The following is a 26,279-nucleotide window of genomic DNA, read 5'->3' as shown; positions in this document are numbered from 1 at the left end:
GTCAGAGGAGCGGGTCGAGCAGGAAGGGCCTGTCCTCGACCGGCTGTTTCTTGCCATCCGTGCCAGCGGCGTTACTGGACGTCACCCCCGGCCGGTCAAGATCGCCCTTGCGGCCGCAGGCCGAAATCACCGTCGCCGAGAGAACGAGGACGAGGGCGAGCCTGGCAATGGATTTCAGTGTCATGCGGTTTCGCGGCTCCGGATGGGTCTCGATCAGATGCAATCCTCTTAGCAGACTCCGCGGGCGGTTGTGCACCCTGATTCTGCTGATGATTCATGCAAGGGATTTGATCCGCCGGCCCTCAGTTGCGCGCGCGCCACCAGGCGATCTGCTGACGGACGTTCTCCGGTGCGGTGCCGCCGAAGGAAGTCCGGCTGGCCACCGACGCCTCGACCGTCAGCACGCCGTAGACCTTGTCGGTGATCGCCGGGTTGATCGCCTGCAGGTCTTGCAGCGAAAGCTCGGCCAGATCGCAGCCCTTCTGCTCGGCAAGCGCCACCGCGCGGCCGGTGACGTGATGGGCGTCGCGGAAGGGAAGACCCGCCTCGCGCACGAGCCAGTCGGCAAGATCGGTGGCGGTCGAATATCCCGAGCCGGCGGCGGCCTTCATCCGGTCGGCGCGCACAGTCATGTCGCGAACCATGCCGGTCATGGCGGCAAGGGCAAGCTCGAGGCTTTCGGCGGCGTCGAAGACCTGTTCCTTGTCTTCCTGCATATCCTTGGAATAGGCGAGCGGCAGGCCCTTCATCACGGTCAGGAGCGCGACCAGCGAGCCGTTGATGCGGCCGGTCTTGGCGCGTACGAGCTCGGCCGCATCCGGGTTCTTCTTCTGCGGCATGATCGAGGAGCCGGTGGAGAACGCGTCGGAGAGCCGGATGAAGCCGAATTGCGGCGTCGACCAGATGACGATCTCCTCGGCCAGCCGTGACAGGTGCGTGGCGGCGATCGCCGCGATCGAGAGGAATTCCAGCGCGAAGTCGCGGTCGGAGACCGTATCGATCGAATTGCGGGTCGGTTCGCGGAAGCCGAGCGCCTTTGCCGTCATGTGGCGGTCGATCGGAAAGCCGGTACCGGCGAGCGCTGCCGCACCGATCGGGCTTTCGTCCAGGTGTTCGATGGCGTGGCGCACGCGCTGCCGGTCGCGGCCGAACATCTCGACATAGGCCATGCAGTGATGGCCGAAGGTCACCGGCTGGGCGGTCTGCAGGTGGGTGAAGCCGGGCATGACGGTGTCGGCGTGCTCCTCGGCGCGATCGAGGAAGGCCGCGATCAGGGCCGAGAGCATCCTTTCCGTCTTCTGCAGTTCCTCCTTGACCCAGAGGCGGAAATCGAGCGCCACCTGGTCGTTGCGCGAGCGCGCCGTGTGCAGGCGGCCGGCCGCCGGGCCGACGAGAGCGGCGAGCCGGGCCTCGACGTTCATGTGGATGTCTTCGAGCTTGCGGGAGAACGCGAAGGTGCCGTCCTCGATCTCCTTCAGGATCGTCTCCAGGCCGGCAACGATCTGGTTCTTGTCCTCCGCCGAAATGATGCCCTGATGGGCCAGCATGGTCGCATGCGCCATCGAGCCGCGGATGTCTTGTGCATAGAGCTTCTTGTCGAAGTCGATCGAGGCATTTATCTCCTCCATGATCGCATCCGGGCCGGATGCGAAGCGGCCACCCCACATCTGGTTCGAGGACTGGGTCTCAGATTTTGCGTCAGCCATGGGGTTGCCTATCCTGGAGAGTGAAATGACAGTCGAGAAGAAGCCGGGCCGCCCGGCCGTCAAGCTGATCGCGCTGGCCGCGCTTGCCGGCATCCTTGCCGGTGCGGCAGCGGTATACGTGATGGAGAGCCGGTCTGGCAATGGCGGCGCCACGGTGGCCGGCGGCGGTCAATGCCCCATGGCGGGCGACAAGGCGGCGACGCTGGCGCCGTTCTTCACCGGACAGGTGGCTGCGATGATGGCAGCCGATGATCCCCGGCCCTTGCCGCAGCTTGCCTTCAACGGTCCGGACGGACAGCCGCGCGCGATCGCCGATTTCGCCGGCAAGACGCTGCTCGTCAACCTGTGGGCGACCTGGTGCGTGCCCTGCCGCGAGGAGATGCCGGCGCTGAACGCGCTGCAGAAGGAGCTCGGCAGTGACCGCTTCGAGGTCGTGGCGATCAACATCGACACGGGCACCGACGAAAAGCCGAAGGCTTTCCTCGACGAGACCGGTGTGCATGATCTCGGCTACTACCGCGACAGTTCCATGGGCGTCTTCAATGCGCTGAAGAAGGAAGGGCTCGCCTTCGGCCTGCCGGTGACGCTGCTGATGGACGACAAGGGCTGCCTCGTCGCCGCGATGAACGGCCCGGCCGCCTGGGACAGCGAGGACGCCAAGGCGCTGATCCGGGCAGCCGTGCCGGCCACGCCGGGCTCCTGACGCTCAGCTCCGGCCGCTCGCATAGACCCGCGGCCTGCGGATGTCGATGAAGCCGGCCTCGCCCTTGCGATGCGGGAATTCCGGCGCTGTGTCGAATTCGATCGACTGGCCGCCGGTGGTCTTGGCCAGCACGCGGCGCGAATCCGGCCTGTCGAGCACGCGCACGATCTGGGCGGGAACGCCCTGGCCGTCCTCCCGCCAGGCGACGTCGGCGGGGCGGAACAGCACCTCGGCTGAGCCGTCCGCAAGGCCGGCTGCGTCGAATTCCACGTCCTGCACATAGGCTTTGCCGTTGCGCACGGTCGCCGGCAGCGCATTGGCATCGCCTAGGAAGCGCATGACGAAGGCATCGTGCGGGCTGCGGCAGACGTCCTCCGGCGTGCCCTGCTGCACGATCCGGCCCTTGTCGAGGATGACGACGCGGTCGGCGAGGTCGAGCGCCTCTTCCTGGTCGTGGGTAACGAACAGCGTGGTGATGCCGAGATCGTCGTGGATCTTGCGCAGCCAGCGGCGCAGGTCGCGGCGGACATTGGCGTCGAGCGCGCCGAAGGGCTCGTCGAGAAGAAGCACGCGCGGATCGACTGCGAGCGCGCGGGCGAGCGCCACGCGCTGGCGCTGGCCGCCGGAGATCTGGCCGGGGAAGCGCTCGCCGAGGCCGGAGAGCTGCACCAGGTCGAGCAGTTCCCGGACGCGCTCGCGGATGGCCTCGCCGGACCGCTTGACCTTCGAGACCTTCATGCCGAAGGCGATGTTCTCGGCCACGGTCATGTGGGGAAAGAGCGCATAGTGCTGGAAGACGAAGCCGACGCCGCGGTCGCGCACCGGGATGTCGGTGGCGTCCTCGTCGCCGAAATAGATCTGGCCGCCATCGGCATATTCGAGGCCGGCGACCATGCGCAGGATCGTCGTCTTGCCCGATCCGGAAGGGCCGAGCAGGGCGACGAGTTCGCCGCTTTCGATCTCCAGCGAGACGCCGTGCACGGCACGGAACGTGTCGAAGGTCTTGACCACGTTGTCGAGGCTGATTTTCAAGGCTTGACCTCCGAAAGGCTATCGTTGCCGGCAAGCGAGGCCGGGCGGTTGCGCCGGCCCGCGCCCTGCCGCTCCAGCACCACCTTGACGACCAGGGTGATGATCGCGAGCGTGGCCAGGATGGAAGCGGCGGCGAAGGCGCCGACGGCATCATAGTCGTGATAGAGAAGTTCGATGTGAAGCGGCAGCGTGTTGGTCTGGCCGCGGATGTTGCCCGAGACGACCGAGACGGCCCCGAATTCGCCCATCACGCGCGAATTGCAGAGCACCACGCCGTAGAGCAGCGCCCATTTGATGTTGGGCAGCGTCACCGTCAGGAAGGTGCGCCAGCCGCTGGCGCCGAGCGATGTCGCCGCCTCCTCGAGGTCGCGTCCCTGCGCCTGCATCAGCGGGATCAGTTCGCGCGCGACGAAGGGGGCGGTGACGAACATGCTGGCCAGCACGATGCCCGGCAGGGCGAACATGATCTTCAGGTCGGCCGCCTCCAGCGCCGGGCCGAACAGGCCCTGCAGGCCGTAGACGAAGAGATAGGACACGCCGGCGACGATCGGGGACACGGAGAAGGGGATCTCGATGAGGATCAGCAGCAGCCGTCGGCCGGGGAAATCGTGCTTGGTGATCGCCCAGGCGGCGGCGATGCCGAAGGCGGTGTTGATCGGCACGGCGATCAGCGCCGTCAGCACGGTCAGCATGATCGCGTGGCGGGTATCGGGCTCGGCGATCGCCGCGGCAAAGTAGGGCAGGCCCTTGGAGACGGCGTGGACGCCGATCACCGCGAGCGGGGCCACGATGATGACGGCGACGAAGAACAGGACGACGGCCAACAGCGTCCGGCGGAAGACCGGAGCGTCGCCGATGCGCGGCGGGCGGCGGTGAGACTGGAGTTTCGTCATCGGTTCAGTTTCTCACCGTGTAGCGAAGCGCACGGGCCTGCATGATGTTGGTGACGGCCAGCATGACGAAGGCGGCGATGAGCATGACCGAGGCGATCGCGGCAGAGGCCGGATAGTCGTATTCCTCCAGCCGGATGAAGGCCAGGAGGGCCGTGATCTCCGTCTCGAACGGCTGGTTGCCGGCGATGAAGATGATGGCGCCGAATTCGCCGAGGCTGCGGGCGAAGGACAAGGACACGCCGGCGAGAAGGGCAGGGGTGAGCAGCGGCAGGACGACGCGGGCGAAGATCGAAAGATCGCTTCCGCCGAGCGTCTGGGCCGCCTCTTCCAGTGCCGGGTCCAGTTCCTCCAGCACGGGCTGGACGGTGCGGACGACGAAGGGCAGGCTGGTGAAGGCCATTGCGATCATGATGCCGAGGGGCGTGTAGGCGACCTTGATGCCGAGGGCGGAGAGCGGCCCGCCGAACCAGCCGTTGACGGCGAACAGTGTCGTCAGCGAAATGCCGGCAACGGCGGTCGGCAGCGCGAAGGGCAGGTCGACCAGGGCGTCGATGATACGCCGCCCTGGAAAGCGGTAGCGCACCAGCACCCAGGCCAGCGCCATTCCGAAGACGACATTGAACAGGGTTGCCGCCAGCGCGCAGGAGACGGTGACCACATAGCTCGCCACGGCGCGGTCGGAGGTGACGATGCGCCAGTAGTCGGCGGGACCGAGGCTCGCCGCCTTGAAGACGAGCGCGATCAGCGGCAACACGATGATGATCGCCGCATAGACCAGCGTGATCCCGAGGGAGAGTGGCAGGCCGGGCAGAACGCGCCGTTTCACTAAACTCGTCCTTTCGCAAACGAAGGACCGGCGGGTTTTCGCCCGCCGGTCCCAAACGGTTCTCGCCGGTGTCTTAGCGGCTGCCGTAGATCGTGTCGAGAACTCCGCCTTCGGCGAAGTGTTCCTTGGAGACCTGCGGCCAGCCGCCGAAGACATCCTCGACCTTCACCAGGCGGATTTCCGGGAACTGGTCCTTGAACTGGGCGGCGACCTTCTCGTCGAGCACGCGATGGCCGAATTCGGCGGCGACCGTCTGGCCCTCCGGCGAATAGAGGAAGTCGAGATAGGACTTGGCCAGTTCCTGGGTACCGTGCTTCTCGGCGACCTTGTCGACGACGGCGACGGGGAACTCGGCGAGCAGGCTCACCGAAGGAACGACCTGCTCGAACTTGTCGGCGCCGTATTCCTTGGCGATGGCCTTGGTCTCGGCCTCGAAGGTGATGATGACGTCGCCGATCTCGCGTTCGACGAAGGTGGTCGTGGCGGCGCGGCCGCCGGTGTCGAAGACCGGCACGTTGTCGAAGATCCTGGTGACGAATTCCTTCACCTTGGCCTCGTCGCCGCCGAACTTCTCCTTCGCATAGGCGAAGGCCGCCAGGTAGGTGTAGCGGGCGTTGCCGGAGGTCTTGGGGTTAGGGAAGACCACCTTGACGTCGTCACGGGCGAGGTCGTCCCAGTCCTTCACGTTCTTCGGGTTGCCGGCGCGGACGAGGAAGGAGGGGAAGGAGTAGAAGGGCGAGGCGTTGTTCGGGAACTTCGCCTGCCAGTCCTCGGCGACGAAGCCGTTCTTGACGAGGAAATCGATGTCGGTGACCTGGTTGAAGGTCACGACGTCGGCCTCCAGGCCCTCGACGATCGCGCGGGCCTGCTTGGAGGTGCCGCCATGCGACTGATCGATGGTGACGCCGGGGTTCTGGTCGATGAAGGCCTCGTTCTCGGCGGCGAAGAGCTCGCGGGCGACGTCATAGGAGGCATTGAGGAGCTTGTCGGCGGCGCTTGCCGAGAGCGGAGCGGCAAGCGCAGCGAGCGCTGCGCCGATCAGGAGGAGGCGTTTCATGGGGGGATCTCCGGAGTGCATGTGCGTTGTCTTTCCGGCAACCTAGCCGGGACACGCAACGCTTCCGAGAAATCAGCCACCAATGACGGATGAAAGCGGCGAAAATCTTTGCGCCGGGAGGCCCCGGGCGAGAATGGCACCTGCTTCCTCCCGTCGTTCGAGGGGTCAGCGCGTGGGGACGGGGATTTCGCCGCGATAGTCGTAGAAGCCGCGGCCGGACTTGCGGCCGAGCCAGCCGGCCTCGACATATTTCACCAGCAGCGGGCAGGGGCGGTACTTCGAATCCGCCAGTCCCTCGTAGAGCACCTGCATGATCGACAGGCAGGTGTCGAGGCCGATGAAATCGGCCAGCTGCAGCGGTCCCATCGGATGATTGGCGCCGAGCTTCATCGCGGTGTCGATCGCGTCGACCGTGCCGACGCCCTCGTAGAGCGTGTAGATCGCCTCGTTGATCATCGGCAAGAGGATACGGTTGACGATGAAGGCGGGGAAATCCTCGGCGACGGTCACCGTTTTGTCGAGGGTGGCGACGAATGCCTTGGCGGTGGCGAAGGTGTCTTCCTCGGTGGCGATGCCGCGCACGAGTTCCACGAGCTTCATCACCGGCACCGGGTTCATGAAGTGGATGCCCATGAAGCGTTCGGCGCGATCGGTGGCCGAGGCGAGCCGCGTGATGGACAGGGAGGAGGTGTTGGTGGCGAGGATCGCGTCGGACTTCAGGACCGGACAGACCTGGCCGTAGATCTTGCGCTTGACCGTCTCGTCCTCCGTCGCCGCCTCGATGACGAGGTCGGCCTGCGAGAGGTCGTTGACGTCGCTGGAACCCTTGATGAGCGACAGCGCGCCCTTGCGTTCCTCTTCGGTCATCTTGCCGGAGGAGACCTGCCGGGCAAGGTTGCCGTGGATCGTGGCAAGACCGGCCTCGATGCGCTCCATCGACAGGTCGTAGAGCTGGACCTTGTAGCCGGCGACGGCGCAGACATGGGCGATGCCGCAGCCCATCTGGCCTGCACCAACAATACCGACGTTCCTGATCGTGCTCATCTTTCCGCCCACCGCTTCAGTCCGAAGACCTGCCCCAGAACAAAGAAAAACCGGGCCGACATCTGCCGGTCCGGTGAAGTGATAAAGGGGCGCGGCGATTTTATCCAGCGATTATTCGTCGCGCCGGGCGCCCCGGGATCGCATTCTCAGAGCGCCTTCTGCAACTCCGGCAGGGCCTCGAAGAGGTCTGCGACGAGGCCGTAGTCGGCGACCTGGAAGATCGGGGCCTCCTCGTCCTTGTTGATGGCGACGATGACCTTCGAATCCTTCATGCCGGCGAGGTGCTGGATGGCGCCGGAGATGCCGCAGGCGATGTAGAGCTGCGGGGCGACGACCTTGCCGGTCTGGCCGACCTGCCAGTCGTTCGGAGCGTAGCCGGCATCGACCGCCGCACGCGAGGCGCCGACGGCGGCACCGAGCTTGTCGGCGACGGGAAGGATCACTTCCTTGAACTTCTCCGCCGAGCCGAGCGCGCGTCCGCCCGAGATGATGACCTTGGCGGACGTCAGTTCGGGACGGTCGGACGACGACAGCGCATCGCCGACATGGGTGGACAGGCCCGGATCGGCGGCCGCGGCGACCGTCTCGACGGACGCAGAACCGCCCTCGGAGGCGGCGGCGAAGGAGGCCGTGCGAACGGTGACGACCTTCTTCGCATCGCTCGACTGCACCGTCTGGATGGCGTTGCCGGCATAGATCGGCCGCTTGAAGGTGTCGGGGGCGACGACCTCGATGATCTCGGAGACCTGGGTGACGTCGAGAAGCGCTGCGACGCGCGGCATGACGTTCTTGCCGACCGAGGTCGCGGCGGCGACGATCGTGTCGTAGTTGCCGGCGAGCGAAACGATCAGGGCGGCGAGCGGTTCGGCGAGGTTGTGTTCCAGCGAGGCGTCCTCGGCGACGAGGACCTTGGAGACGCCGGCAAGCTTCGCCGCCTGTTCGGCGGCAGCCTTGGCGCCGGCACCGGCGACGAGCACGTGCACGTCGGAACCGATCTTGGTGGCCGCCGTCAGCGCCTTGGCGGTCTGGTCGGAAAGGTGGGCGTTGTCGTGGTCAGCCAGAAGAAGAATGGCCATGGTGTAAACTCCTAGATCTTCCGGTTTCCGGTCAAAGCACGCCGGCTTCGGTCTTCAGCTTCTCGACCAGCTCGGCCACGCTCTTGACCTTGACGCCGGCCTTGCGGCCCGACGGTTCCTCGGTCTTCAGCACCTTGAGGCGCGGGGCGGTATCGACGCCGAAATCGGCCGGGGCCTTCTTGTCGAGCGGCTTCTTCTTCGCCTTCATGATGTTCGGCAGCGAGGCGTAGCGCGGCTCGTTCAGGCGCAGGTCGGTGGTGACCACCGCGGGAAGCTTGATCTCGATCGTCTGCAGGCCGCCGTCGACCTCGCGGGTCACCTTGGCCTTGCCGTCGCCGATCTCAACCTTGGAGGCGAACGTGCCCTGGGCCCAACCCAAGAGCGCCGACAGCATCTGGCCGGTCTGGTTCGAATCGTCGTCGATCGCCTGCTTGCCGACGATGATCAGGCCCGGCTGTTCGGCCTCGGCCACGCCTTTCAGGATCTTGGCGACGGCGAGCGGCTCGACGGCGTCTTCCGTCTCGACCAGAACGGCGCGGTCAGCGCCCATGGCGAGCGCGGTGCGCAGCGTTTCCTCGGCCTTGGCCGGACCGATCGAGACGACGACCACTTCCTCGGCCTTGCCGGCCTCCTTCAGGCGCAGCGCCTCCTCGACGGAGATCTCGTCGAACGGGTTCATCGACATCTTCACATTCGCAAGCTCGACGCCCGTGCCATCCGCCTTCACGCGGATCTTCACGTTGTAGTCGACAACCCGCTTCACGGGGACCAGGATCTTCATGGCTTCTCCTTCCAATGTCCGGGTGGGAAATTGCGCCATCCGGGCGCGGTCCGATGGTCGGTTGGCGACATCGATACGCGTTTTTTCCCCAAGTTCAATTCTTTCGGCAGGCTCCTCGGCCGAATTCATTTGCATATTTTTGACGTTGACGTCAACGTCAATATCATCCACGCGAGCCGCTGGCGAAATCACCGGCCCCAGCGAAGGGGCGGGGCGTTTGGCGGGTCTCGGACGCGCCGTCTCCGGCGGGCGTTGCTTCCTTATGTCGCACCGCCTTCGGTGTCACGACGGTGCGATCGAACAGCGGCACGCCGCGCCGGCGGAAGAACACCACGAACACGGCGCCGGCGAGAATGCCTCCGACATGGGCGCCCCAGGAAATGCCGCCCTGCGGATCGAGGAAGAGCATGTAGAATTGCTGGCCGATCCACAGCAGCAGCGGAACGACGGCGGGCAGCGGCAGCGGGATGCGGAAGAAGACGAGGACCCAGACGCGGACCTTCGGGTGCAGCAGCAGGTAGGCTGCGACCACCCCCGAGACCGCGCCTGACGCGCCGATCAGCGGCGCCTCTGATGCCGGCTGGAACAGGCCGTGGACGAGCGCGCCGGCGGCCGCGCAGGCGAGATAGAAGACGAGGAAGCGGAAATGCCCCAGCGCATCCTCGACATTGTCGCCGAACACCCAGAGGAACAGCATGTTCGTCGCCAGATGCAGAAAGTCGGTGTGGATGAAGGCATAGGTGATGTAGGTCGCATCCTCCGGCACCAGCACCAGGGCCGGCTCGAGGTCGGCATAGCCGAAGACGACGGCGGGGATGTAGCCGAGGCCGACGACGGTTTCGTCCGAAAAGACCTGGCTGGCGGCGAGCCCGGCGACGATCCAGACGGCGACGTTCACCAGGATCAGGCCGATCGTGACATACTGCACCTTGATGTATTTCAGGGAGTTCGCATCGTGCAGCGGTATGAACATGAACGTCCTTTCGTTTCGGATGCGCCGCCCGTCACCTGTTCTGTCCCGGAACCCACAGCACGTCCAGGGCGCCCTTGTCGTTCGCCCAGCGGGCGGCGACGAAAAGGAAGTCCGACAGGCGGTTGATATAGGCGATCGCCTCCTTCGAGACGGTCTCTCCCTCCCGTTCGGCCAGTTCGACGATCCGCCGCTCGGCGCGGCGCGCCACGGTGCGGGCGACGTGGAGGGCGGCCGCCAGCGGGGAGCCGCCGGGCAGCACGAAGGAGCGCAGCGGGGAAAGTTCGGCATTGAGCCTGTCGATCTCGGCCTCGAGCCTGTCGACCTGGCTCTGGACGATGCGTAGCGGTTCATAGGCGGGCTTCTCGCCGGTCTCGGGCGTGGCGAGGTCGGCCCCCAGGTCGAACAGGTCGTTCTGGATGCGCATCAGCATCCTGTCGAGTTCGGTCACGGTCGCTGCGTGCTGGCGCGCCGTCCCGATCAGCGCGTTCGTCTCATCCACGTCGCCATAGGCGCCGACACGGGCGTCATGCTTCTTTCGGCGCGCGCCGGAAACCAGGCCGGTCGTGCCGTCGTCGCCGGTGCGGGTGTAGATCTTGTTCAGCTTGACCATGACGGCCCCCTATGACGGCCGGCCGCCGCCGGTCACCCACAGCGTCAGCATGATGAGGATGAGGGCGACCGCCTGCAGCAGGATGCGCATCTGCATCAGCTTGTTGGACTTGTTGCCGCTGCCGCCCTTGAGCATGTTGGCGAGGCCACGGATCAGGACGATCGCGACAAGGCCCATGACGATGAGGGTGAGGTAGGTCAGGAAAGTAGACATGCATCAAGATTCCGATGTTCGAAGGGTAATGTCCAGAGACTGTTTCGGCGGCTCATTCATCCCAGCCGTCCGATGATGCGGTAGAAGAGCGAGGCGGGCAGCAGCTTCTTCAGCAGCGCTCCCTTTTTGGCAGGCGAGGTGACGATGTAATGCGGGCGCGGCGCGCGCGCGTTCAGGGCGTGCCGAAGGACGCTGTAGACGGCGTCCGGGCCGAGCTTGCCGCGCGCCGGGGCGCTTTCTCCGCGCAGTCGCCGCATCTGCCTCCGATATTCCTCCGCGTGAACCGAGCCCTCGAGGTCGATGTTTTTCTCGATATGGGCAATCGCATTGGCGGTGAAGCGCGATTCGATCGGGCCGGGCTCGATCAGGCTGACATGGACACCGGAGCCGGCCAGTTCCATGCGCAGCGTTAGCGACAGGCCCTCGAGCGCGAACTTGGAGGCATTGTAGGCGCCGCGCCAGCGATAGGGCACGAGACCGAGGATGGACGAGCACTGCACGATCCGGCCGTGGCCCTGGCTGCGCATGGCGGGGATGAGGCGGCGGGTCAGGTCGTGCCAGCCGAAGACGTTGGTCTCGAACTGCCGGCGCAATGCCTCGACCGGCAGGTCCTCCACGGCGCCGGCCTGGCCATAGGCACCGTTGTTGAACAGGGCGTCGATCTGACCGCCGGTGCGTGCGAGCACGGTATCGGCGAGCGCTGCGATCGAGGCCGGGTCGGTGTAGTCCATGATCAGCGCCTCGATGCCGTCCGCCTCCAGCGGGGCGCGATCGGCCTCCTTGCGCACCGTGGCGAACACCCGCCAGCCGTCGGCCTTCAGCGCCCGGGCGCAATGGGCGCCGATCCCGGAGGAACACCCGGTGACGATGATCGTTCTTGTTCTGGGAACGGGATCGGCCATGCGATTTCCTGTACAAATTCCGTTTCGTTTCCCATATTCACCGGGCGCTGGCAATCGCGCCAACAGGACCCGCCTCGATGGAGAGGCGGCAGACGAAGGGGAGGGACATGCCGACCGCTCTACGCCTCCTCTACAAGGTCGTGTTCGACGCGATCTGGCATTTCACCGAGGACGACGGCTGGGCCATGGCGAGCCACGTCGCGCTGTCGACGCTCCTGGCCGTCTTTCCCTTCCTGATCTTCGGCACAGCACTCGGCTCCTTTCTCGGGGCCGACCAGTTCGCCGACACCGCCGTCCACCTGATCTTCGACACCTGGCCGGCGTCGATCGCGGACCCGATATCTCGCGAGGTCGTGGCGGTGCTGACGATCCCGCGCGGCGGGCTCGCGACGATCTCCGTGCTGGCCGCCGCCTATTTCGCCTCCAACGGCGTCGAGGCGCTGCGGGTGTCGTTGAACCGCGCCTACCGGGTGGCGGAGACGCGTTGGTGGTATGTCACGCGCCTCGCCAGCCTCGGCTTCGTGGTCCTCGGGGTGGTGGCGCTGGCGGCGATCAGCATCGTGCTGGTGGCAGCGCCGCTCGCCGTGCGCGCCACAGATCAGTGGATCCCCTGGCTCGGCTACGTCTATTCGCTGGTGCTGGAGTGGGGCATCTTCGGAACGCTGGTGGTGCTGTTCGTCGGCCTCCTGATCGCCCATCTCTGGCTGCCCGCCGGCCACCGCCGCATCGCCGACGTGCTGCCCGGGATCATCCTGACGCTCGTCGCCTGGACCGTCGGCGCCTATCTGTTCGCCTCCTACCTCGCGGCGTTCTCCACCTATGTGAAGACCTATGCGGGCCTGGCGTCGATCATGATCGCGCTGGTGTTTCTCTATATCATCGGCGTGATCTTCATCCTCGGCGCGGAGATCAACGCAGCGCTCCTGAAATACCGGGTCAAGCACGTGATCCTCGATCGCCTGCGCGGCCGGAAGCCGGTGCTGCGGGACAGCTCAGCCGAGGAGCAGCCCATCGAGGACGAGGCCATCGCGCGCGAACAGCAGGCGCAGGTCCGGCGGTGACAGACCCTTCTCCCGATAGGCCGCGATCCCCGTATCCCTGTTGCTCTTCGACAGCTTCCGGCCATCCTCTCCCAGCACCAGGCCGTGGTGGTGGTAGGACGGCTCCGGCAGGTCGAGCAGGACCTGCAGCAGGCGGTGGACGGCGGTGGCGTGGAAGAGGTCCTGGCCGCGCACCACATGGGTCACGCCCTGCAGGGCATCGTCCAGCGTCACCGAAAGATGGTAGCTCGACGGCGCGTCGGGCCGCGACAGGATCATGTCGCCCCAGCGCTCTGGGTGGGCGGCGATCGATCCCGTCTGCCCTTGCGGGCCGCATCCGGTATCGTCCCACGTGAGCGCACGGCCCGCCAGCCGGTCGCCGGCCGCCGCGATAGCGGCAGCCATGTCGAGGCGCCAGGCGTGCTGCCGGCCTTCGGCGATCCAGCGCCGGGCGACCGCGCGGTCCAGCTTGCGTTCCTCCGTCGGATAGCAGGGCGCGCCGTCGGGATCGCGCGGCCAGGCTCTGCCAGCGGCCTCGCATGCCGCCACCTGCTCGCGCACCTCGCCGCGGCTCAGGAAGGAGGGATAGGCAAGGCCGCGATCGATCAGGTCCTTGAGCGCCTGCTGGTAGAACGAGAAATGCTCCGACTGGCGGCGCACCGGCTGCTCCCAGTCGAGGCCCAGCCAGCGCAGGTCGCGGTAGATCGCCTCTTCATATTCTGGCCGGCAACGCGCGATATCGATATCCTCGATCCTGAGCAGGAACCGTCCGCCGTTCGCCGCGGCCAGGCCGTAGTTGAGAAGGGCCGAATAGGCATGGCCGAGATGCAGGAGCCCGTTGGGGCTCGGCGCGAAACGCAGAACGGCTTGCTTTGGCAAGGGTGAATCCATCAGATGCTCATGCACGAAATGGACGTCGCGGCCAATGGGCAGCCTGTCCGGGCGGGCGAAAGATCGACATCGGGAACGGCATGCAGTTGCACATGATCAGATCGGAGGCGGACGTCTCCGCCGGGCTCGTCAACCTGGCGCTCCTCGACGCGCGCCTGTTTGCCGTGATCGACAAGGCCGGTCCGGTGCCGCTCAGGCTGCACGATCCCGGCTATCGCGGCCTTGCCGGCATCATCGTCTCGCAGATGGTCTCGCGGGCGAGCGCGGATGCGATCTGGCGCAAGCTGGAGACGATCGCCGGCGAGATCACGCCGCACCATATTCTCGGGCTCAGCGAGGCGGACAACCGGGCCGCCGGCCTCTCGCGCGCCAAGGCCGAGACGCTGAGGCGTGTCGCCGAGGCCGTGGACCGCGGCGACGTCGACCTTGATGCGGTCTGCCACCTGGACGCGGTTTCGGCGATCCGGGCGCTGACGGCGATCAAGGGGGTTGGCCGGTGGACAGCGGAGGTCTACCTTCTCTTCTGCGCCGGCCATCCCGACATCTTCCCGTCCGGCGACGTGGCACTGCAGAACGCGGTCGGCCATGCGCTCGGCCTTCCCGTCCGTCCGTCTGCCGCCGAACTCGAGCAGATCGCCGAGATGTGGTCGCCCTGGCGCGGCGTCTCGGCGCGGCTTTTCTGGGCCTATTATGCCCGCCAGATGCGCCGCGACGGCGCGCCGCTGGCGTGAGGCTTTCACGACAGGGTTGCAAAGGGTTAAATCCGCATCGCGCATTTTCTTTCCGGCTTCACAATGCTGTAACAACGGGCCTAATATAGAGGTGCAGATGCCGAATCGGTCAGGAGAATCACTTGACGATTTCAGTTTCACCACAGGCCCTGCCGGCGCTCGTCCTGAACGCTGACTACAGGCCGCTGAGTTACTATCCCTTGTCGCTCTGGTCCTGGCAGGACGCGATCAAGGCGGTTTTTCTCGACCGTGTGAACATCATCGCGGAATACGAACACTCGGTCTCTTCGCCGAGCTTCACCATGCGGCTGCCGAGCGTCGTCAGCCTGAAGACCTATGTGCAGCCTTCGCGCCATCCCGCCTTCACGCGGTTCAACGTGTTCCTGCGCGACCGGTTCGAATGCCAGTATTGCGGCTCGCCTGATGATCTGACCTTCGACCATGTCGTTCCGCGCGCGCATGGCGGCGAGACGACCTGGTGCAACGTCGTCGCGGCCTGCTCGCCCTGCAACCTGCGCAAGGGCAGCAAGCTGCCGAAGCAGGCGGGCATGTTCCCCCACCAGCGGCCCTACCAGCCGACGGTGCAGGACCTGCACAACAACGGCCGCCTCTTCCCGCCGAACTACCTGCACGAAAGCTGGATGGACTATCTCTACTGGGACGTCGAACTGCAGCCTTGAGGCGGCACTGTTCCCGGTGGGCCGAAATCCGGTGCCGCTATGGCGCCGGCAAGGCGGCATGAGGCGCAAGAGCGATATGCCGCGGCGCCGTTCGGATCTCCGGCTTATCTCTTCGCGCGCAGGCCGGCGAAAGCAATTGCCGCCAGGATGAGGCTTGCGATCACGTTCCAGCCGGCGAAGGACAGGCCGAGGTAACGGAACGAGGCTTCGGTGCAGGACGGCGGCTTCTTGGCGTCGAGGTCGCCGAGCAGGTCGCCGGCACTCGGCGAAATGCCCTGGGCCGACGTCGCGCAGCTCGACGGACCTTCCCAGAAGCCCCACTCGGCGCCCGCATGATAGACGCCCATGCCGGCGCCGACGAGCATCATCACGCCCCCGACAAGCAGCAGCCCCCGCGTCAGCCATGGCGGGCCGCCGAACGCAGCCGAAAGGGCCGCCAGCACGGCGACCGGAATGCCGTAGTAATAGGGCAGCCGCTGCAGCAGGCAGAGCGCACAGGGGATATAGCCGCCGATATGCTCGAAGCCGAGCGCGCCGCCGACGGTTGCGGCCATGCCTATGGCGAGGAGAACGGCGAAGGGCAGGGAGGGTTGATGTCTGAGGGCGGCGGGCATGGCGGGCATTCCTGGTTCAAGCGGCGACGTAACGGTAGGCGACATAGAGTGCGATCAGCAGGCCGGCGCCGACGCCTGCAATCAGCCCCAGTTGCTTGTCGATGAAGTCGCGGATCGGCGCGCCATAGCGGCGAAGCAGCCAGGCAAGGAAGAAGAAGCGCGCACCGCGGGCGACGATGGCGGTGATGATGAACAGGCCGAGATTGATGTTGACGGCGCCTGCGAGGATGGTCACGACCTTGATCGGCGGCAGGTGGGTCAGGCCGGAGGTGATGAGCAGCAGCACCAGGGCCTCGTAGCCGACCGAGGCGCGCAACTGGTCGAAGGCTTCGAGCTTTCCGTAGAACTCGAGCACGGGCTTGGCCACCGCCTCGAAGGCGTAGTGTCCGAGATACCAGCCCGCGATGCCGCCGAGCACGGAGGCGACGGTCGCAATCAGCGCATAGCGCCAGAGCCGCTCGGGACGGGCAAGCCCCATCGGCAGAAACAACACGTCGGCGGGGATCAGAAAGACGGAGCTTTCCACGAAGGCGATGACGGCAAGCCAGGCTTCGGCCGACTTGCGTGCGGCGAGCGACATGGTCCAGTCGTAGAGGCGTCGGAGCATGAATGGGTTCCGGTTCAAGGGGTTGCATCTTTTTAACAGCTCCGCCCCTGTTGTAAATGTCACTGCGGCCGCACTATGGCCGGAGCGGCCGTGTGCCGCAGAGAACTGTGGACCCGTCGTCGCGACATTGCCGTTCACCGTCAGGCTCCGCGGACCCGCGCATCGGCGGTTCTGGCGACTTGCGCGCCGGCTCGCCGCCGTGGTAGACGCCTCTCTGTCACCTGCTGCAATGCCCCATTGGCGGAACTGGTAGACGCGCTCGACTCAAAATCGAGTTCCGAAAGGAGTGCTGGTTCGATTCCGGCATGGGGCACCAGCGGCGATCTCTTTGATTTTGCACATGTCGTCGTCGCAAAACCGCTGCACACTTTTGCGCGACATGCGTAGCATTGATTTTTTTGAATTTCCGGCTTCCAGCAGCCGAGCCATCCAGCCGAACGCGAAGTCGCGGCCGGATGACGACGGTTTTGATTGGGCGGCCGGCAGCGATCTGCCGCCGGCGCAGGCAACCTCAGAGGATGAAATCGCCCTTGGTCAGGCCGATGATGCCGGTCAGTTCGATCTGGAAGTCGGCGCGGTGGTCGCGGTCGGTGTCGCCGTAGACGATGGTGCGGTCGTTCTTCGTGCCCTTCTCGTCGAAGGTGCGGAAGATCAGTTCGCCAGCCTTGCCGGTGAAGTCGTTCGCGCCGCGCCAGACGAAATCCTGGTCGCCGGAGCGCGTGCTGTTGGCGTCGATCTGCGACAGGTCGAGCTTGTCCCGGGCGTGGACGAAGTCGGTGACGGTGTCGCGCTTCTCGTTGCCGAGACCCGTATCCTTTGTCGAGGTGAAGACGAAGGTATCGCGGCCGGAGCCGCCGGTCAGGGTGTCGACGCCGGAGCCACCTGTCAGTCGGTCATTGCCGGAGCCACCGGTCAGGCGGTCGTTGCCGGAGCCGCCGATGAGGCGGTCGTTGCCGGCGCCGCCCGAGAGGATGTCGCTGCCCCCCCTGCCGTAGAGAACGTCGTTGCCACTCTTACCGTAAAGGGCGTCCTTGCCCGAGGAGCCGTTGAGCTTGTCGTTGCCGGAAGTGCCGTGTTTCGCTTCCATCACGTCGGTCACGGCGACCTTGAAGCTCTGCCAGTCCTCGTGCTTCGTGCCGATCGAGGGGTCGTCGAGGCGCACGGTGACGTTCAGCGCGGGGTTGGTCTCGTAGTCGAGCTTGGCCCCCTTCTTCAGCCACAGCGCGCCGTTCTTGATCTCGAACAGCTTCGCATCGCTGCCGGCGAGCGACAGCTTGTTGTTGCCGCCGTCGGGATCGGAGATCTCCAGCGTCGCCACCTTGCGCGCCGAGGCGGTCGAGGCATCCTCGGCGATCTTCCGCAAGGTCTGCGTGGCGACGAGCTCCGGTGCGTCGTTGACCGGGGTGACGGCAAGGCTGAAGGTCCGGGCGACCGGGGTCGAGCGGTCCTCGTTGCCGTCTTCGACGGAGACCTTGAAGGAGGCCTTGGTCGATTCGGCACCCGAGTGGACGAAGCTGACCTTGCCGGCGACGAGCTCGGCGCCGGTGAAGCTGGTCGCGGTCTTGCCGTTCACCTGGATCTTGCCGTTCGAGGCGGCGGAGACGGTGAAGCGGACGCCCGCGGCGCTGTCGTCGGGATCGGAGAAGTTCAGGTCGGCAGTCGTGACCCTGTAGCTGCCGCCCTCTTTTACCGTGGCCTTGAGATCGCCGGTGAGCGTCGGCGCGTCGTTGACCGGGGTGACGGTGAGGTTGAAGGTGCCGGCGACCGGGGTCGATCCGTCCTCGTTGCCGTCCTCGACGGAGACCTTGAAGGAGGCCTTGGTCGTTTCTGAGCCGGAATGGACGAAGGTGACCTTGCCGGCGACGAGCTCGGCGCCGGTGAAGCTGGTCGCGGCCTTGCCGTTCACCTGCACCGTGCCGTTCGAGGCGGCGGAGACGGTGAAGCGGACGCCCGCGGCATCGTCATCGGGGTCGGAGAAGTTGAGATCGGCGGTGGTGATCGTGTAGCTGCCGCCTTCCTTCACCGTTGCCTTCAGGTCGCCGGTGAGCGTCGGCGCGTCGTTGACCGGGGTGACGGCGAGGTTGAAGGTGCCGGCCACCGGGGTCGAGCCGTCCTCGTTGCCGTCTTCGACGGAGACCTTGAAGGAGGCCTTGGTCGTTTCCGAGCCGGAATGGACGAAGGTGACCTTGCCGCTCGCGAGTTCGGCGCCGGTGAAGCTGGTCGCGGCCTTGCCGTTCACATGGACCGTGCCGTTCGAAGCGGCGGAGACGGTGAAGCGGACATCCGAGGGGCCGTCGTCGGGATCGGAGAAGTTGAGGTCGGCGGTGGTGATCGTGTAGCTGCCGCCCTCCTTCACCGTCGCCGTCAGGTCGCCCGTGAGCGTCGGCGGCACGGGGACGCCCGCCACGACGATATCGTCGATGACGAAGGCGATATCGGGCGCGCCGTCCGGCTGGACGATGCGAAACGTGTCGATCGACTGCCAGAATTTGCCCTGCAGCGTTACCGTCGTGTTGACGAAGTCCGTGACCGTGAAGTCCTGGTGGCCAACCTCCACCCCGTCGGCATAACCGACCACACGGACGGTGTCGGAGAAGACATCGTTCTCGGCTTCTCCCATGCCGTAATTGTCGATCTGGAAGCTCTTGAGCCAGAACTTCTCGCCATCGGTGGCGGCAAACTCCGCTGCAGCGACTGTCCCGAATGTGCCGAGGACACGAAGACCGTAGTCGTTCGAATTCACGAGGATGGATTCTTCCGGATCGCTGATGACATCGAGAAACTCGGTGACGGGCGAGCCGACATTGCCGTCCTCGTCCAGCAGTCTGATCGTCCAGTTCCCGATCGTTCGCTCGCTGCCGCCGAGGCTCGAGGTATTATCGCCGTCCGTGTCGTCCGTAAGCGAGATGTCGTCGAAAATAAGGGACTCCGGTGTGGCCATGATGCGACGTCTCCTCAAGGGTCGGGGCGGGTTGATCGGGGCGGCGCGGTCGGGGGACCGAAGCCTGCACTTGCTGTCGTCCCGGCTTGCGGATGACGCCGCGCCTGTCGCGGCGACTGTGCGGGATGCCGGACGTTCTCTCTCCACCTAGGGTTATACGCAGGGACTGTCCGGAAACGAACACAGCCAATGGGCGAAAACCCCTCTCCCTCACCACTGCCTATGAAGTGGGTGGGATGACCTACCCATGAGGTACACCGGCGGCGGAAGGGGAGGGGACGGGCTATGGCAAAGGCCGTAGACGGCTGCCTTGGTCAGTGATGACGCACCCTTGCGTTGCGTCCAATGCGTTAGCCGCGTGATTCCTGTGCGCGGCGTCCAAGCCGATGCGGAGCCGTGACGGTGCAGAAACGACGAATGGCCCGCCGCGGGTGCGGCGAGCCATTCACGGAGACTGCGGTCTCTTCCCTGGGAGGAATTACTCTGCGGGCTGGAGCGCGCCGGTGGGCTGCAACAGGCCGTTGCCGCTGCGTCCGCCCAGGGCGCTGTCGAGCTTTTCGACGTCGAGCTCGTTTTCCCAGCGGGCCACGACGATGGTGGCGACGGCGTTGCCGACGAAGTTCGTCAGCGCGCGGCATTCCGACATGAAGCGGTCGATGCCGAGGATCAGCGCCATGCCGGCGACCGGGACGGCGGGGACGACGGAGAGCGTCGCCGCCAGCGTGATGAAGCCCGCGCCGGTGATGCCCGCAGCCCCCTTGGAACTCAGCATGGCGACGAGAAGCAGCAGGATCTGGTCGGCATAGGAAAGCTGGATGTCGACGGCCTGCGCGATGAAGAGCGCCGCCAGCGTCATGTAGATGTTGGTGCCGTCGAGATTGAAGGAATAGCCGGTGGGGATGACGAGGCCGACGACCGAGCGCTTGCAGCCGGCGGCTTCCATCTTCTGCATCAGCCCCGGCAGGGCGGCTTCGGAGGAGGAAGTGCCGAGCACGAGCAGCAGTTCCTCCTTGATGTAGCGGATCAGCGCCACGATCGAGAAGCCGTTGTAGCGGGCCACTGCGCCGAGCACGATGAAGACGAAGAGCAGCGAGGTGATGTAGAAGGTGGCGATCAGGAAGGCGAGGTTGGCGATAGAGCCGATGCCGTACTTGCCGATGGTGAAGGCCATGGCGCCGAAGGCGCCGATCGGGGCTGCCTTCATCAGGATGGCGACGAGGCGGAAGATCGGCGCGGTCAGCGCGTTCAGGAAGTCGGTGACCGGCCTGCCCTTCTCGCCGACCATGCCGAGCGCGACGCCGAACAGCACGGAGAAGAACAGCACCTGCAGGATGTCGCCCTCGGCAAAGGCGCCGACGATCGTCTGCGGGATGATGTTCATCAGGAAGCCGGTGATGGTGCTTTCATGCGCCTTGGTGGCGTAGGTGGACACAGCACTCGCATCGAGCGAGGCCGGATCGATGTGCATGCCGGCGCCCGGCTGGACGACGTTGGCGACCAGCATGCCGATCGCCAGGGCGAGCGTCGAGAAGGTCAGGAAGTAGATCATCGCCTTGCCAGCGACCCGGCCGACCTTCTTCAGGTCGGACATGCCGGCAATGCCTGTCGCCACGGTCAGGAAGATCACCGGTGCGATGATCATCTTGACGAGACGGATGAAGGCATCGCCGAGCGGCTTCAGCGAGGCGCCGAGGTCGGGAGAATAATGGCCGAGCAGGATGCCGGCGGCGATCGCCACCAGAACCTGGAAGTAAAGATGCCGGTAGAAAGGCAGGGTCTCGCGCTTGATCGCGCCATCAGTCGAAATCTGCATGTCATCCTCCGTTGTGCCCCAACCGGAATCCGGCCTCCCGGGGCGTACAGTTATGTCGGGGAATGGGTCAGCAAGCGTCGTGCCAGTTTCCGGATTTCGGTATAACATATTGAAATAATGTCGTTTTATAAGAGGGTTGGCGAACTTGGCGATACTCATTTGTGCGATATTCCGCACGTTCTATCTTGCCTGTCGTGCGTTCTAATGCACATAGTAGCCGGATGGATCGGATTGCGCCTGCGACACTCATGACCGGTTCCCCGGTCGGCCGGCTCCGCCTCGCCTGGGCGGCATTCGCCGCTATATCGGCCCTGCTCGTCGCGGCCGCGCTGGTCGCTGCCGGCATCTATGGCCGCGCCAGCGCGCTGTCCGCCCTGGAAGGGCAGGGCCTGACTGATGCCAATATCAAGGTCGCCCTTCTGCGGGCCGTGCTGGAACGCCCGCGGGCGGTGCCGCTGCTGCTGTCACTGGACCGCGACGTGCAGGACGCGCTGGCGCAGCCGACGCCCGGGAACCGCGACCGCCTCAACCGCAAACTGGAGCAGCTCGTCCAGGCCAGCAGCGCCTCGGTCATCTACGTGACCGATGCCAGCGGGCTGGCGATCGCCTCGAGCAATTGGCAGGAGCCGGACAGTTTCGTCGGCAACAACTATGCCTTCCGGTCCTATTTCACCCGTGGGATGGCGGAGGGGAAGGCGGAGCATTTCGCGCTCGGCACGGTTAGCAAGCGGCCCGGGCTCTACATTTCCGAACGCGTGGGCGATGCGGCCGCCCCGCAGGGCGTCGTCGTCGTCAAGATGGAGTTCGACGGGCTGGAGCGGGAGTGGTCGGACGCCCGGCGCCCCGTCTACGTCGTCGACGACAACGACGTCGTCCTGATCACCAGCATTCCGTCGTGGCGGTTCATGACGACGCGGGCAATTCCTGCCGACAGTCTTGCGACGATCCGCGAAAGCCTCCAGTTCGGCGATGCTCCGCTCGTTCCGCTGCCGATCGCCGAGCGGCGCACGGTCGGTCCCTACAGCGAGATCATCACGGCGGTCCTGCCCGGCGGTGGCAGTGCCGACTACTTGCGGATCCTCGTACCGGCCGCATCGACACCCTGGCGGCTGGGCTATCTCGTGCCGATGCAGCCAACGGTCGCCGCTGCCGTCCGGGAAGCGCGGATGATGGCGCTTCTGACGCTGGTGCCGCTGCTTGCGGCCGCCGCCTTCTGGCTCCGGCGCCGCCAGAAGGGACTTGCCGCGATCGCGGCTGCGGAAGAGGCGCGGTATGCGCTGGAACAGCGGGTGGAGGAGCGGACCGCCGACCTCAGCCACGCGCGCGACCGGTTGCAGGCGGAGATCGCCGAGCACCGGTCGACCGAGACGCGGCTGCAGGCGGTACAGCAGGAGCTGGTGCAGGCCAACAGGCTGGCGATCCTGGGGCAGGTGGCTGCTGGCGTGGCGCATGAAATCAACCAGCCGGTCGCGACCATCCGCGCCTATGCCGACAACGCCAAGGTCTTCCTCTCACGGCAGCAGGCCGGCACGGCGATCGAGAACCTCGACCAGATCGCCGGCCTGACGGAGCGCATCGGCGCGATCACCGACGACCTGAAGGCGCTGGCGCGAAAGGGCAGGACCGGAGCCGAACCGGTGAACCTGCGGGAGGCGATCGCGGGTGCGGTGGAGCTTCTCAGGAGCCGCTTTACCGGCAGCCTCGAAGCGCTCCGCATCGATCCGTCCGCGCAAGGGCTGCTCGTTCTCGGAAACCGGCTGCGGCTGGAGCAGGTGTTCATCAACCTCTTCCAGAACGCGCTGGAGGCCGTATCCGATTGCTCCGACCCGATCGTGTCGGTGTCGATCAAGGTAGAGGACGACATGGTCGCGGTTTCCGTCGCCGACAACGGGCCCGGCATCGCGCCGCAGGTGATGGCGGAGCTGTTCTCGCCCTTCAACTCGTCGAAGGAGAGGGGCCTTGGGCTCGGGCTCGTGATCTCCAAGGACATCGTGGCCGACTATGGCGGCCGGATCGAGGTCCGGACCGGACCGGACGGCACCTGCTTCACCGTTCATCTCAAGCCTGCGGGAGAAAACCCATGACGATCCCGGTGCATCTCGTCGACGACGACCGGGACCTGCTGCGGGCGACGGCACAGACGCTGCAGCTCGCCGGTTTCGACATCACGACCTTCACCTCGGGCCGGGAGGCGATCGCGGCGCTGGATGAGGATTTCCCCGGCGTCGTCGTCTCGGACATCCGCATGCCCGGCATGGACGGGCTGGAGCTCTTTGCGCAGATCCAGGGGCTCGACGCGGAAATCCCGGTGGTGCTGGTGACGGGCCATGGCGACATCGCGATGGCAGTCAAGGCGATCAAGGACGGGGTCTACGACTTCGTCACCAAGCCGTTCGCCACCGACCGGCTGATCCAGTCCGTCCGGCGGGCGGCGGAGAAGCGGTCGCTGGTGATGGAGAACCGCAGGCTGCGCGCCGCGGCGCGCGACGTGGAAGGCGACCTGCCGCTGATCGGCCAGTCGCGTGCCATGCTGCGCCTGCGTGACATGCTGCGGCAGATCGCCGATACGGATGTTGACGTGCTCGTCACCGGCGAGACCGGCACCGGCAAGGAGGTGGTGGCGACGCTGCTGCACCGCTGGAGCCGGCGGGCGAAGGGCCATTTCGTGGCGCTGAACTGCGGCGCGCTGCCCGAGCAGGTGATCGAGAGCGAACTCTTCGGCCACGAACCCGGCGCCTTCACCGGTGCGCAGAAGAAGCGCATCGGCCGCATCGAGCATTCGAGCGGCGGCACGCTCTTCCTCGACGAGATCGAAAGCATGCCGCCGGAGAGCCAGGTGAGGATGCTGCGGGTGCTGGAGATGCGCGAGGTGACCCCGCTCGGCACGAACGAGGTGCGGCCGGTGGACCTGCGCGTGGTCGCCGCCGCCAAGGTCGATCTCGGCGACCCCGCGCAGCGCGGGGACTTTCGCGAGGACCTCTACTACCGGCTCAACGTGGTCAGCCTCGCCATTCCGCCGCTGCGCGAGCGGCGGGACGACGTGCCCCTGCTGTTCGGCTATTTTGCCGAACGGGCGGCAAAGCGCTTCGGCCGCGACCTGCCGCAGCTTTCGGCCGCCGTCAGCCGGCATCTGTCGGAGCATGCCTGGCCCGGCAACGTGCGCGAGCTGTCGCATTTCGCCGAGCGCATCGTGCTCGGGATGCAGCCGGAGGAGGTGTCCGGTGCGGGGAAGGCAGCGGCGGCCGAAGCAGTGCCGCTGCCGGAACGGCTGGAGCGCTTCGAGGCGGAGATCATACGGGAAACGCTGAGATCGCACGGGGGCGACGTGCAGCAGTCGCTTGCGGCCCTCGGCGTGCCGCGCAAGACTTTCTACGACAAGCTGCAGCGTCACGGCATCGTCCGGAGCGACTACGCCGGCAAGAAGGGCTGAGCGGCCGGCCCGGTGCTATTGCCGCTTCGCCGCCAGCGCCGTGATCGCAGTCTTGCCGAGGATCACGGCGATCACGACGACGATCAGCACCACCGAGATCGCGGCGATTGCCGGGTCGATATTGTCGCGCAGGCCCATCCACATCATCCGCGGCAGGGTGACGGCGTTGACCGAGGTGATGAACAGGGTCACGCCGATCTCTTCCCAGGACAGCACGAAGGCGAGGAAGAAGGCGGTCAGCAGGCCGAAGCGGATGTTGGGGACGATCACCCGGAAGATGCGCTGGAAGACGCCGGCGCCGAAGCCGCGGGCGGCGAGGTCGATGCGGCGGTCCACCTGGGCCAGCGCCACCATGATCAGGACGACGGCGAAGGGCACGATCATCACCGAATGCGCCAGCGCCACACCGAGCGTGGTGTCGTAGCCGACGAGGCCGTTGAGGCGGGAGAGCGACGTCAGGAAGAAGTAGAGCGTGATCGCCGAGACGACCGGCGGAGCCACCATCGGCATCAGCACGAAGCCGATCAGGAGGCTTGCGATCCAGGGGCGGTACATCCACAGGCCGAGGCTGAAGGCGAGCGCCAGTGCCGTCGAGATCGTAGCGCTCAGGAGCGCGATGCGGACCGACAGCAGGGTGGCCTGAAGCCAGGCCGGGTTGTCGACGAGCGCCTGGTAGTGGCGCAGCGACCAGTTGCCGCTCGGCATGGTCAGGAACCGGGCGGGCGTGAAGGATACGGGGACCACGGCAAAGAGCGGCAGCAGCAGGAAGATCGCCACGAAGGCTGCGAGGACGAGGGCGAGGGGGCCGGGCTTGTACATGGGACGACCTCGCTCAGCTCAACATGCTCTTCGGACGGGCATAGCGCATCAACAGGCCGAGCAGCAGCCCGACGACCACCATCATCAACACGCTGATCGCCGCTCCAAGTCCCCAGTTCGGGCTCTGGAAGATACGCAGGTAGATCAGCTCCGCCGCCATGACCGACCGGCCGCCGCCCAGGATCGCCGGCGTGATGAAGAAGCCGAGCGAGAAGACGAAGACGATGATGGCGGCGCCGAGGACGCCCGGGGCGGTCATCGGCAGGAACACCTGCCAGAAGGTGCGGGTGCGCGAGGCGCCCATGCCGCGGGCGGCGAGCAGCACGCGCTCGTCGAGACTGCGCATGGCCGAGGCGATCGGGAAGACGGCGAAGGGAATGAGGAAATGCGTCATGCCGAGGATGACGCCGAATTCGTTGCGCACCAGCGTCAAGGGTTCGGAGATCACCCCGAGCTGTGTCAGCCAGGTGTTGATCAGTCCGCGATTGGAGAGCAGGGCCACCCAGCCGAAGGCGCGCGTCAGCACCGAGATCCAGAAGGGAATGAGGATGCAGACTTCGGCGGCCAGCCGCTGGCCGGGCGTGCCCCGCACCCAGACGAGCGCGATTGCATAGGCGGCGACCACCGCAAAGACGGTGACGAAGAGGCAGATGCGGAAGGTGCGCAGGAAAACGGAGAGGATCAGTTCGTCGGTCAGGGCGTTCGCGTAGTTCTGCAGGCCCGGTTCGGGCAGCGTGAAGCTCCAGCTGACGACACCGAGAAACGGCACGACATAGGCGGCCGCGAGGAAGAGCAGGAGCGGACCGACGAGCAGGGCTGGCTTCAGGATGTTACGCATTGTCTGTTCCGTTTTCGCAGGCTTCCGTATTTCAACGAGGTCCCGGCGCTTCCCCCCTC

At 65.9% G+C, this 26,279-nt stretch carries 26 protein-coding genes and 1 tRNA gene; 7 read left to right on the top strand and 20 right to left on the bottom strand.

The window, feature by feature from the left end:
* Position 1 precedes the first annotated feature (1 nt).
* Positions 2-184 (bottom strand): LPS translocon maturation chaperone LptM, encoded by a 183-nt coding sequence (lptM, locus tag LQK81_RS09595; RefSeq protein ID WP_230805774.1) that lies wholly within the window; start codon positions 182-184, stop codon positions 2-4.
* 118 nt (positions 185-302) lie between these two features.
* The gene (argH, locus tag LQK81_RS09590) at positions 303-1,706 is read right to left on the bottom strand and encodes an argininosuccinate lyase (RefSeq protein WP_230805772.1); all 1,404 of its coding nucleotides are present in this window, start codon (positions 1,704-1,706) and stop codon (positions 303-305) included.
* A gap of 25 nt (positions 1,707-1,731) precedes the next feature.
* Between argH and tlpA the strand changes: the two genes are divergently transcribed.
* On the top strand, positions 1,732-2,409 hold the full coding sequence (gene tlpA, locus LQK81_RS09585) for a thiol:disulfide interchange protein TlpA (RefSeq protein ID WP_230805770.1): 678 nt from the start codon (positions 1,732-1,734) through the stop codon (positions 2,407-2,409).
* Between the two features lie 3 nt (positions 2,410-2,412).
* Here tlpA and LQK81_RS09580 read toward each other — a convergent pair whose 3' ends face one another.
* The 11 genes from LQK81_RS09580 to LQK81_RS09530 all read right to left on the bottom strand — a co-directional run bounded on the left by LQK81_RS09580 (position 2,413) and on the right by LQK81_RS09530 (position 11,816).
* Positions 2,413-3,441 carry a sulfate/molybdate ABC transporter ATP-binding protein gene (locus LQK81_RS09580; protein WP_230805768.1) on the bottom strand — a complete coding sequence of 343 codons (1,029 nt, stop codon included), beginning with the start codon at positions 3,439-3,441 and terminating at the stop codon, positions 2,413-2,415.
* Positions 3,438-4,334: a sulfate ABC transporter permease subunit CysW gene (gene cysW / locus LQK81_RS09575; protein ID WP_230805766.1), complete on the bottom strand. Its 897-nt coding sequence runs from the start codon at positions 4,332-4,334 to the stop codon at positions 3,438-3,440. Before cysW ends, LQK81_RS09580 begins: the two co-directional genes overlap by 4 nt.
* Positions 4,335-4,338: 4 nt before the next feature.
* Positions 4,339-5,160: a sulfate ABC transporter permease subunit CysT gene (cysT, locus tag LQK81_RS09570; protein WP_230805764.1), complete on the bottom strand. Its 822-nt coding sequence runs from the start codon at positions 5,158-5,160 to the stop codon at positions 4,339-4,341.
* Between the two features lie 73 nt (positions 5,161-5,233).
* Entirely contained in the window at positions 5,234-6,217 is a 984-nt protein-coding gene (gene cysP, locus LQK81_RS09565) for a thiosulfate ABC transporter substrate-binding protein CysP (protein ID WP_230805762.1), read from the bottom strand.
* A 165-nt stretch (positions 6,218-6,382) separates the two neighbouring features.
* The gene (locus LQK81_RS09560) at positions 6,383-7,261 is read right to left on the bottom strand and encodes a 3-hydroxybutyryl-CoA dehydrogenase (protein WP_230805761.1); all 879 of its coding nucleotides are present in this window, start codon (positions 7,259-7,261) and stop codon (positions 6,383-6,385) included.
* A 146-nt stretch (positions 7,262-7,407) separates the two neighbouring features.
* Entirely contained in the window at positions 7,408-8,337 is a 930-nt protein-coding gene (locus LQK81_RS09555; RefSeq protein ID WP_230805759.1) for an electron transfer flavoprotein subunit alpha/FixB family protein, read from the bottom strand.
* Positions 8,338-8,368: 31 nt separating this feature from the next.
* A complete protein-coding gene (locus LQK81_RS09550) occupies positions 8,369-9,118 on the bottom strand; it encodes an electron transfer flavoprotein subunit beta/FixA family protein (protein WP_230805757.1) in 750 nt (249 codons plus the stop codon).
* Between the two features lie 163 nt (positions 9,119-9,281).
* The gene (locus LQK81_RS09545) at positions 9,282-10,091 is read right to left on the bottom strand and encodes a rhomboid family intramembrane serine protease (RefSeq protein ID WP_230805755.1); all 810 of its coding nucleotides are present in this window, start codon (positions 10,089-10,091) and stop codon (positions 9,282-9,284) included.
* 31 nt (positions 10,092-10,122) lie between these two features.
* On the bottom strand, positions 10,123-10,701 hold the full coding sequence (locus LQK81_RS09540; protein ID WP_230805753.1) for a cob(I)yrinic acid a,c-diamide adenosyltransferase: 579 nt from the start codon (positions 10,699-10,701) through the stop codon (positions 10,123-10,125).
* Between the two features lie 9 nt (positions 10,702-10,710).
* Positions 10,711-10,914, bottom strand: a complete 204-nt coding sequence (locus LQK81_RS09535; protein ID WP_183802778.1) for a twin transmembrane helix small protein — start codon at positions 10,912-10,914, stop codon at positions 10,711-10,713.
* Positions 10,915-10,970: 56 nt separating this feature from the next.
* Positions 10,971-11,816, bottom strand: coding sequence for an SDR family oxidoreductase (locus LQK81_RS09530; RefSeq protein WP_230805751.1), 846 nt, complete (start codon positions 11,814-11,816; stop codon positions 10,971-10,973).
* Between the two features lie 107 nt (positions 11,817-11,923).
* Between LQK81_RS09530 and LQK81_RS09525 the strand changes: the two genes are divergently transcribed.
* Positions 11,924-12,877, top strand: coding sequence for a YihY/virulence factor BrkB family protein (locus LQK81_RS09525; RefSeq protein ID WP_230805749.1), 954 nt, complete (start codon positions 11,924-11,926; stop codon positions 12,875-12,877).
* Here LQK81_RS09525 and gluQRS read toward each other — a convergent pair.
* On the bottom strand, positions 12,809-13,747 hold the full coding sequence (gluQRS, locus tag LQK81_RS09520) for a tRNA glutamyl-Q(34) synthetase GluQRS (RefSeq protein ID WP_230805747.1): 939 nt from the start codon (positions 13,745-13,747) through the stop codon (positions 12,809-12,811). The two genes, LQK81_RS09525 and gluQRS, sit on opposite strands and share 69 nt — an antisense overlap.
* 86 nt (positions 13,748-13,833) lie before the next feature.
* Between gluQRS and LQK81_RS09515 the strand changes: the two genes are divergently transcribed.
* Both LQK81_RS09515 and LQK81_RS09510 read left to right on the top strand, forming a co-directional pair.
* The gene (locus LQK81_RS09515; protein ID WP_230805745.1) at positions 13,834-14,478 is read left to right on the top strand and encodes a DNA-3-methyladenine glycosylase family protein; all 645 of its coding nucleotides are present in this window, start codon (positions 13,834-13,836) and stop codon (positions 14,476-14,478) included.
* Between the two features lie 122 nt (positions 14,479-14,600).
* Positions 14,601-15,158 carry an HNH endonuclease gene (locus LQK81_RS09510; protein ID WP_230805742.1) on the top strand — a complete coding sequence of 186 codons (558 nt, stop codon included), beginning with the start codon at positions 14,601-14,603 and terminating at the stop codon, positions 15,156-15,158.
* 104 nt (positions 15,159-15,262) lie between these two features.
* Here LQK81_RS09510 and LQK81_RS09505 read toward each other — a convergent pair whose 3' ends face one another.
* Together LQK81_RS09505 and LQK81_RS09500 are read right to left on the bottom strand one after the other, a co-directional pair.
* Positions 15,263-15,772, bottom strand: a complete 510-nt coding sequence (locus tag LQK81_RS09505; protein ID WP_230805740.1) for a disulfide bond formation protein B — start codon at positions 15,770-15,772, stop codon at positions 15,263-15,265.
* A 16-nt stretch (positions 15,773-15,788) separates the two neighbouring features.
* Positions 15,789-16,379 carry a YqaA family protein gene (locus tag LQK81_RS09500; protein ID WP_230805738.1) on the bottom strand — a complete coding sequence of 197 codons (591 nt, stop codon included), beginning with the start codon at positions 16,377-16,379 and terminating at the stop codon, positions 15,789-15,791.
* A gap of 231 nt (positions 16,380-16,610) precedes the next feature.
* On the opposite strand from LQK81_RS09500, the gene LQK81_RS09495 reads away from it, so the two are divergent.
* A tRNA-Leu gene (locus tag LQK81_RS09495) sits at positions 16,611-16,695 on the top strand.
* A 195-nt stretch (positions 16,696-16,890) separates the two neighbouring features.
* Here LQK81_RS09495 and LQK81_RS09490 read toward each other — a convergent pair.
* The gene (locus tag LQK81_RS09490; protein WP_230805736.1) at positions 16,891-19,320 is read right to left on the bottom strand and encodes a cadherin-like domain-containing protein; all 2,430 of its coding nucleotides are present in this window, start codon (positions 19,318-19,320) and stop codon (positions 16,891-16,893) included.
* Positions 19,321-19,798: 478 nt separating this feature from the next.
* Complete coding sequence (locus LQK81_RS09485; RefSeq protein WP_230805734.1) at positions 19,799-21,133, bottom strand: dicarboxylate/amino acid:cation symporter; 1,335 nt, start codon at positions 21,131-21,133, stop codon at positions 19,799-19,801.
* Between the two features lie 248 nt (positions 21,134-21,381).
* On the opposite strand from LQK81_RS09485, the gene LQK81_RS09480 reads away from it, so the two are divergent.
* Together LQK81_RS09480 and LQK81_RS09475 are read left to right on the top strand one after the other, a co-directional pair.
* On the top strand, positions 21,382-23,217 hold the full coding sequence (locus LQK81_RS09480) for an ATP-binding protein (protein ID WP_230805732.1): 1,836 nt from the start codon (positions 21,382-21,384) through the stop codon (positions 23,215-23,217).
* Positions 23,214-24,563 carry a sigma-54-dependent transcriptional regulator gene (locus LQK81_RS09475; protein WP_230805730.1) on the top strand — a complete coding sequence of 450 codons (1,350 nt, stop codon included), beginning with the start codon at positions 23,214-23,216 and terminating at the stop codon, positions 24,561-24,563. Before LQK81_RS09480 ends, LQK81_RS09475 begins: the two co-directional genes overlap by 4 nt.
* 15 nt (positions 24,564-24,578) lie before the next feature.
* On the opposite strand, the gene LQK81_RS09470 is transcribed toward LQK81_RS09475, so the two are convergent.
* Both LQK81_RS09470 and LQK81_RS09465 read right to left on the bottom strand, forming a co-directional pair.
* On the bottom strand, positions 24,579-25,382 hold the full coding sequence (locus LQK81_RS09470; RefSeq protein ID WP_230805728.1) for an ABC transporter permease: 804 nt from the start codon (positions 25,380-25,382) through the stop codon (positions 24,579-24,581).
* 13 nt (positions 25,383-25,395) lie between these two features.
* Positions 25,396-26,220 carry an ABC transporter permease gene (locus LQK81_RS09465; RefSeq protein WP_230805726.1) on the bottom strand — a complete coding sequence of 275 codons (825 nt, stop codon included), beginning with the start codon at positions 26,218-26,220 and terminating at the stop codon, positions 25,396-25,398.
* Positions 26,221-26,279: the final 59 nt, after the last annotated feature.

Source organism: Rhizobium sp. GN54 (genome assembly GCF_021026345.1).
GTDB lineage: Bacteria > Pseudomonadota > Alphaproteobacteria > Rhizobiales > Rhizobiaceae > Mycoplana.
Note: the sequence above shows the minus strand (reverse complement) of the source record. Positions and strands in the feature narration are given on the sequence as shown.

What these genes read in the sequence shown, in the direction of transcription:
- lptM (WP_230805774.1), bottom strand. Translation starts at nt 184, where the DNA reads ATGACACTGAAATCCATTGCCAGGCTCGCCCTCGTCCTCGTTCTCTCG.
- argH (WP_230805772.1), bottom strand. Translation starts at nt 1,706, where the DNA reads ATGGCTGACGCAAAATCTGAGACCCAGTCCTCGAACCAGATGTGGGGT.
- tlpA (WP_230805770.1), top strand. Translation starts at nt 1,732, where the DNA reads ATGACAGTCGAGAAGAAGCCGGGCCGCCCGGCCGTCAAGCTGATCGCG.
- cysW (WP_230805766.1), bottom strand. Translation starts at nt 4,334, where the DNA reads ATGACGAAACTCCAGTCTCACCGCCGCCCGCCGCGCATCGGCGACGCT.
- cysP (WP_230805762.1), bottom strand. Translation starts at nt 6,217, where the DNA reads ATGAAACGCCTCCTCCTGATCGGCGCAGCGCTCGCTGCGCTTGCCGCT.
- LQK81_RS09560 (WP_230805761.1), bottom strand. Translation starts at nt 7,261, where the DNA reads ATGAGCACGATCAGGAACGTCGGTATTGTTGGTGCAGGCCAGATGGGC.
- LQK81_RS09555 (WP_230805759.1), bottom strand. Translation starts at nt 8,337, where the DNA reads ATGGCCATTCTTCTTCTGGCTGACCACGACAACGCCCACCTTTCCGAC.
- LQK81_RS09550 (WP_230805757.1), bottom strand. Translation starts at nt 9,118, where the DNA reads ATGAAGATCCTGGTCCCCGTGAAGCGGGTTGTCGACTACAACGTGAAG.
- LQK81_RS09545 (WP_230805755.1), bottom strand. Translation starts at nt 10,091, where the DNA reads ATGTTCATACCGCTGCACGATGCGAACTCCCTGAAATACATCAAGGTG.
- LQK81_RS09540 (WP_230805753.1), bottom strand. Translation starts at nt 10,701, where the DNA reads ATGGTCAAGCTGAACAAGATCTACACCCGCACCGGCGACGACGGCACG.
- LQK81_RS09535 (WP_183802778.1), bottom strand. Translation starts at nt 10,914, where the DNA reads ATGTCTACTTTCCTGACCTACCTCACCCTCATCGTCATGGGCCTTGTC.
- LQK81_RS09530 (WP_230805751.1), bottom strand. Translation starts at nt 11,816, where the DNA reads ATGGCCGATCCCGTTCCCAGAACAAGAACGATCATCGTCACCGGGTGT.
- LQK81_RS09525 (WP_230805749.1), top strand. Translation starts at nt 11,924, where the DNA reads ATGCCGACCGCTCTACGCCTCCTCTACAAGGTCGTGTTCGACGCGATC.
- gluQRS (WP_230805747.1), bottom strand. Translation starts at nt 13,747, where the DNA reads ATGGATTCACCCTTGCCAAAGCAAGCCGTTCTGCGTTTCGCGCCGAGC.
- LQK81_RS09505 (WP_230805740.1), bottom strand. Translation starts at nt 15,772, where the DNA reads ATGCCCGCCGCCCTCAGACATCAACCCTCCCTGCCCTTCGCCGTTCTC.
- LQK81_RS09500 (WP_230805738.1), bottom strand. Translation starts at nt 16,379, where the DNA reads ATGCTCCGACGCCTCTACGACTGGACCATGTCGCTCGCCGCACGCAAG.
- LQK81_RS09490 (WP_230805736.1), bottom strand. Translation starts at nt 19,320, where the DNA reads ATGGCCACACCGGAGTCCCTTATTTTCGACGACATCTCGCTTACGGAC.
- LQK81_RS09485 (WP_230805734.1), bottom strand. Translation starts at nt 21,133, where the DNA reads ATGCAGATTTCGACTGATGGCGCGATCAAGCGCGAGACCCTGCCTTTC.
- LQK81_RS09480 (WP_230805732.1), top strand. Translation starts at nt 21,382, where the DNA reads ATGACCGGTTCCCCGGTCGGCCGGCTCCGCCTCGCCTGGGCGGCATTC.
- LQK81_RS09475 (WP_230805730.1), top strand. Translation starts at nt 23,214, where the DNA reads ATGACGATCCCGGTGCATCTCGTCGACGACGACCGGGACCTGCTGCGG.
- LQK81_RS09470 (WP_230805728.1), bottom strand. Translation starts at nt 25,382, where the DNA reads ATGTACAAGCCCGGCCCCCTCGCCCTCGTCCTCGCAGCCTTCGTGGCG.
- LQK81_RS09465 (WP_230805726.1), bottom strand. Translation starts at nt 26,220, where the DNA reads ATGCGTAACATCCTGAAGCCAGCCCTGCTCGTCGGTCCGCTCCTGCTC.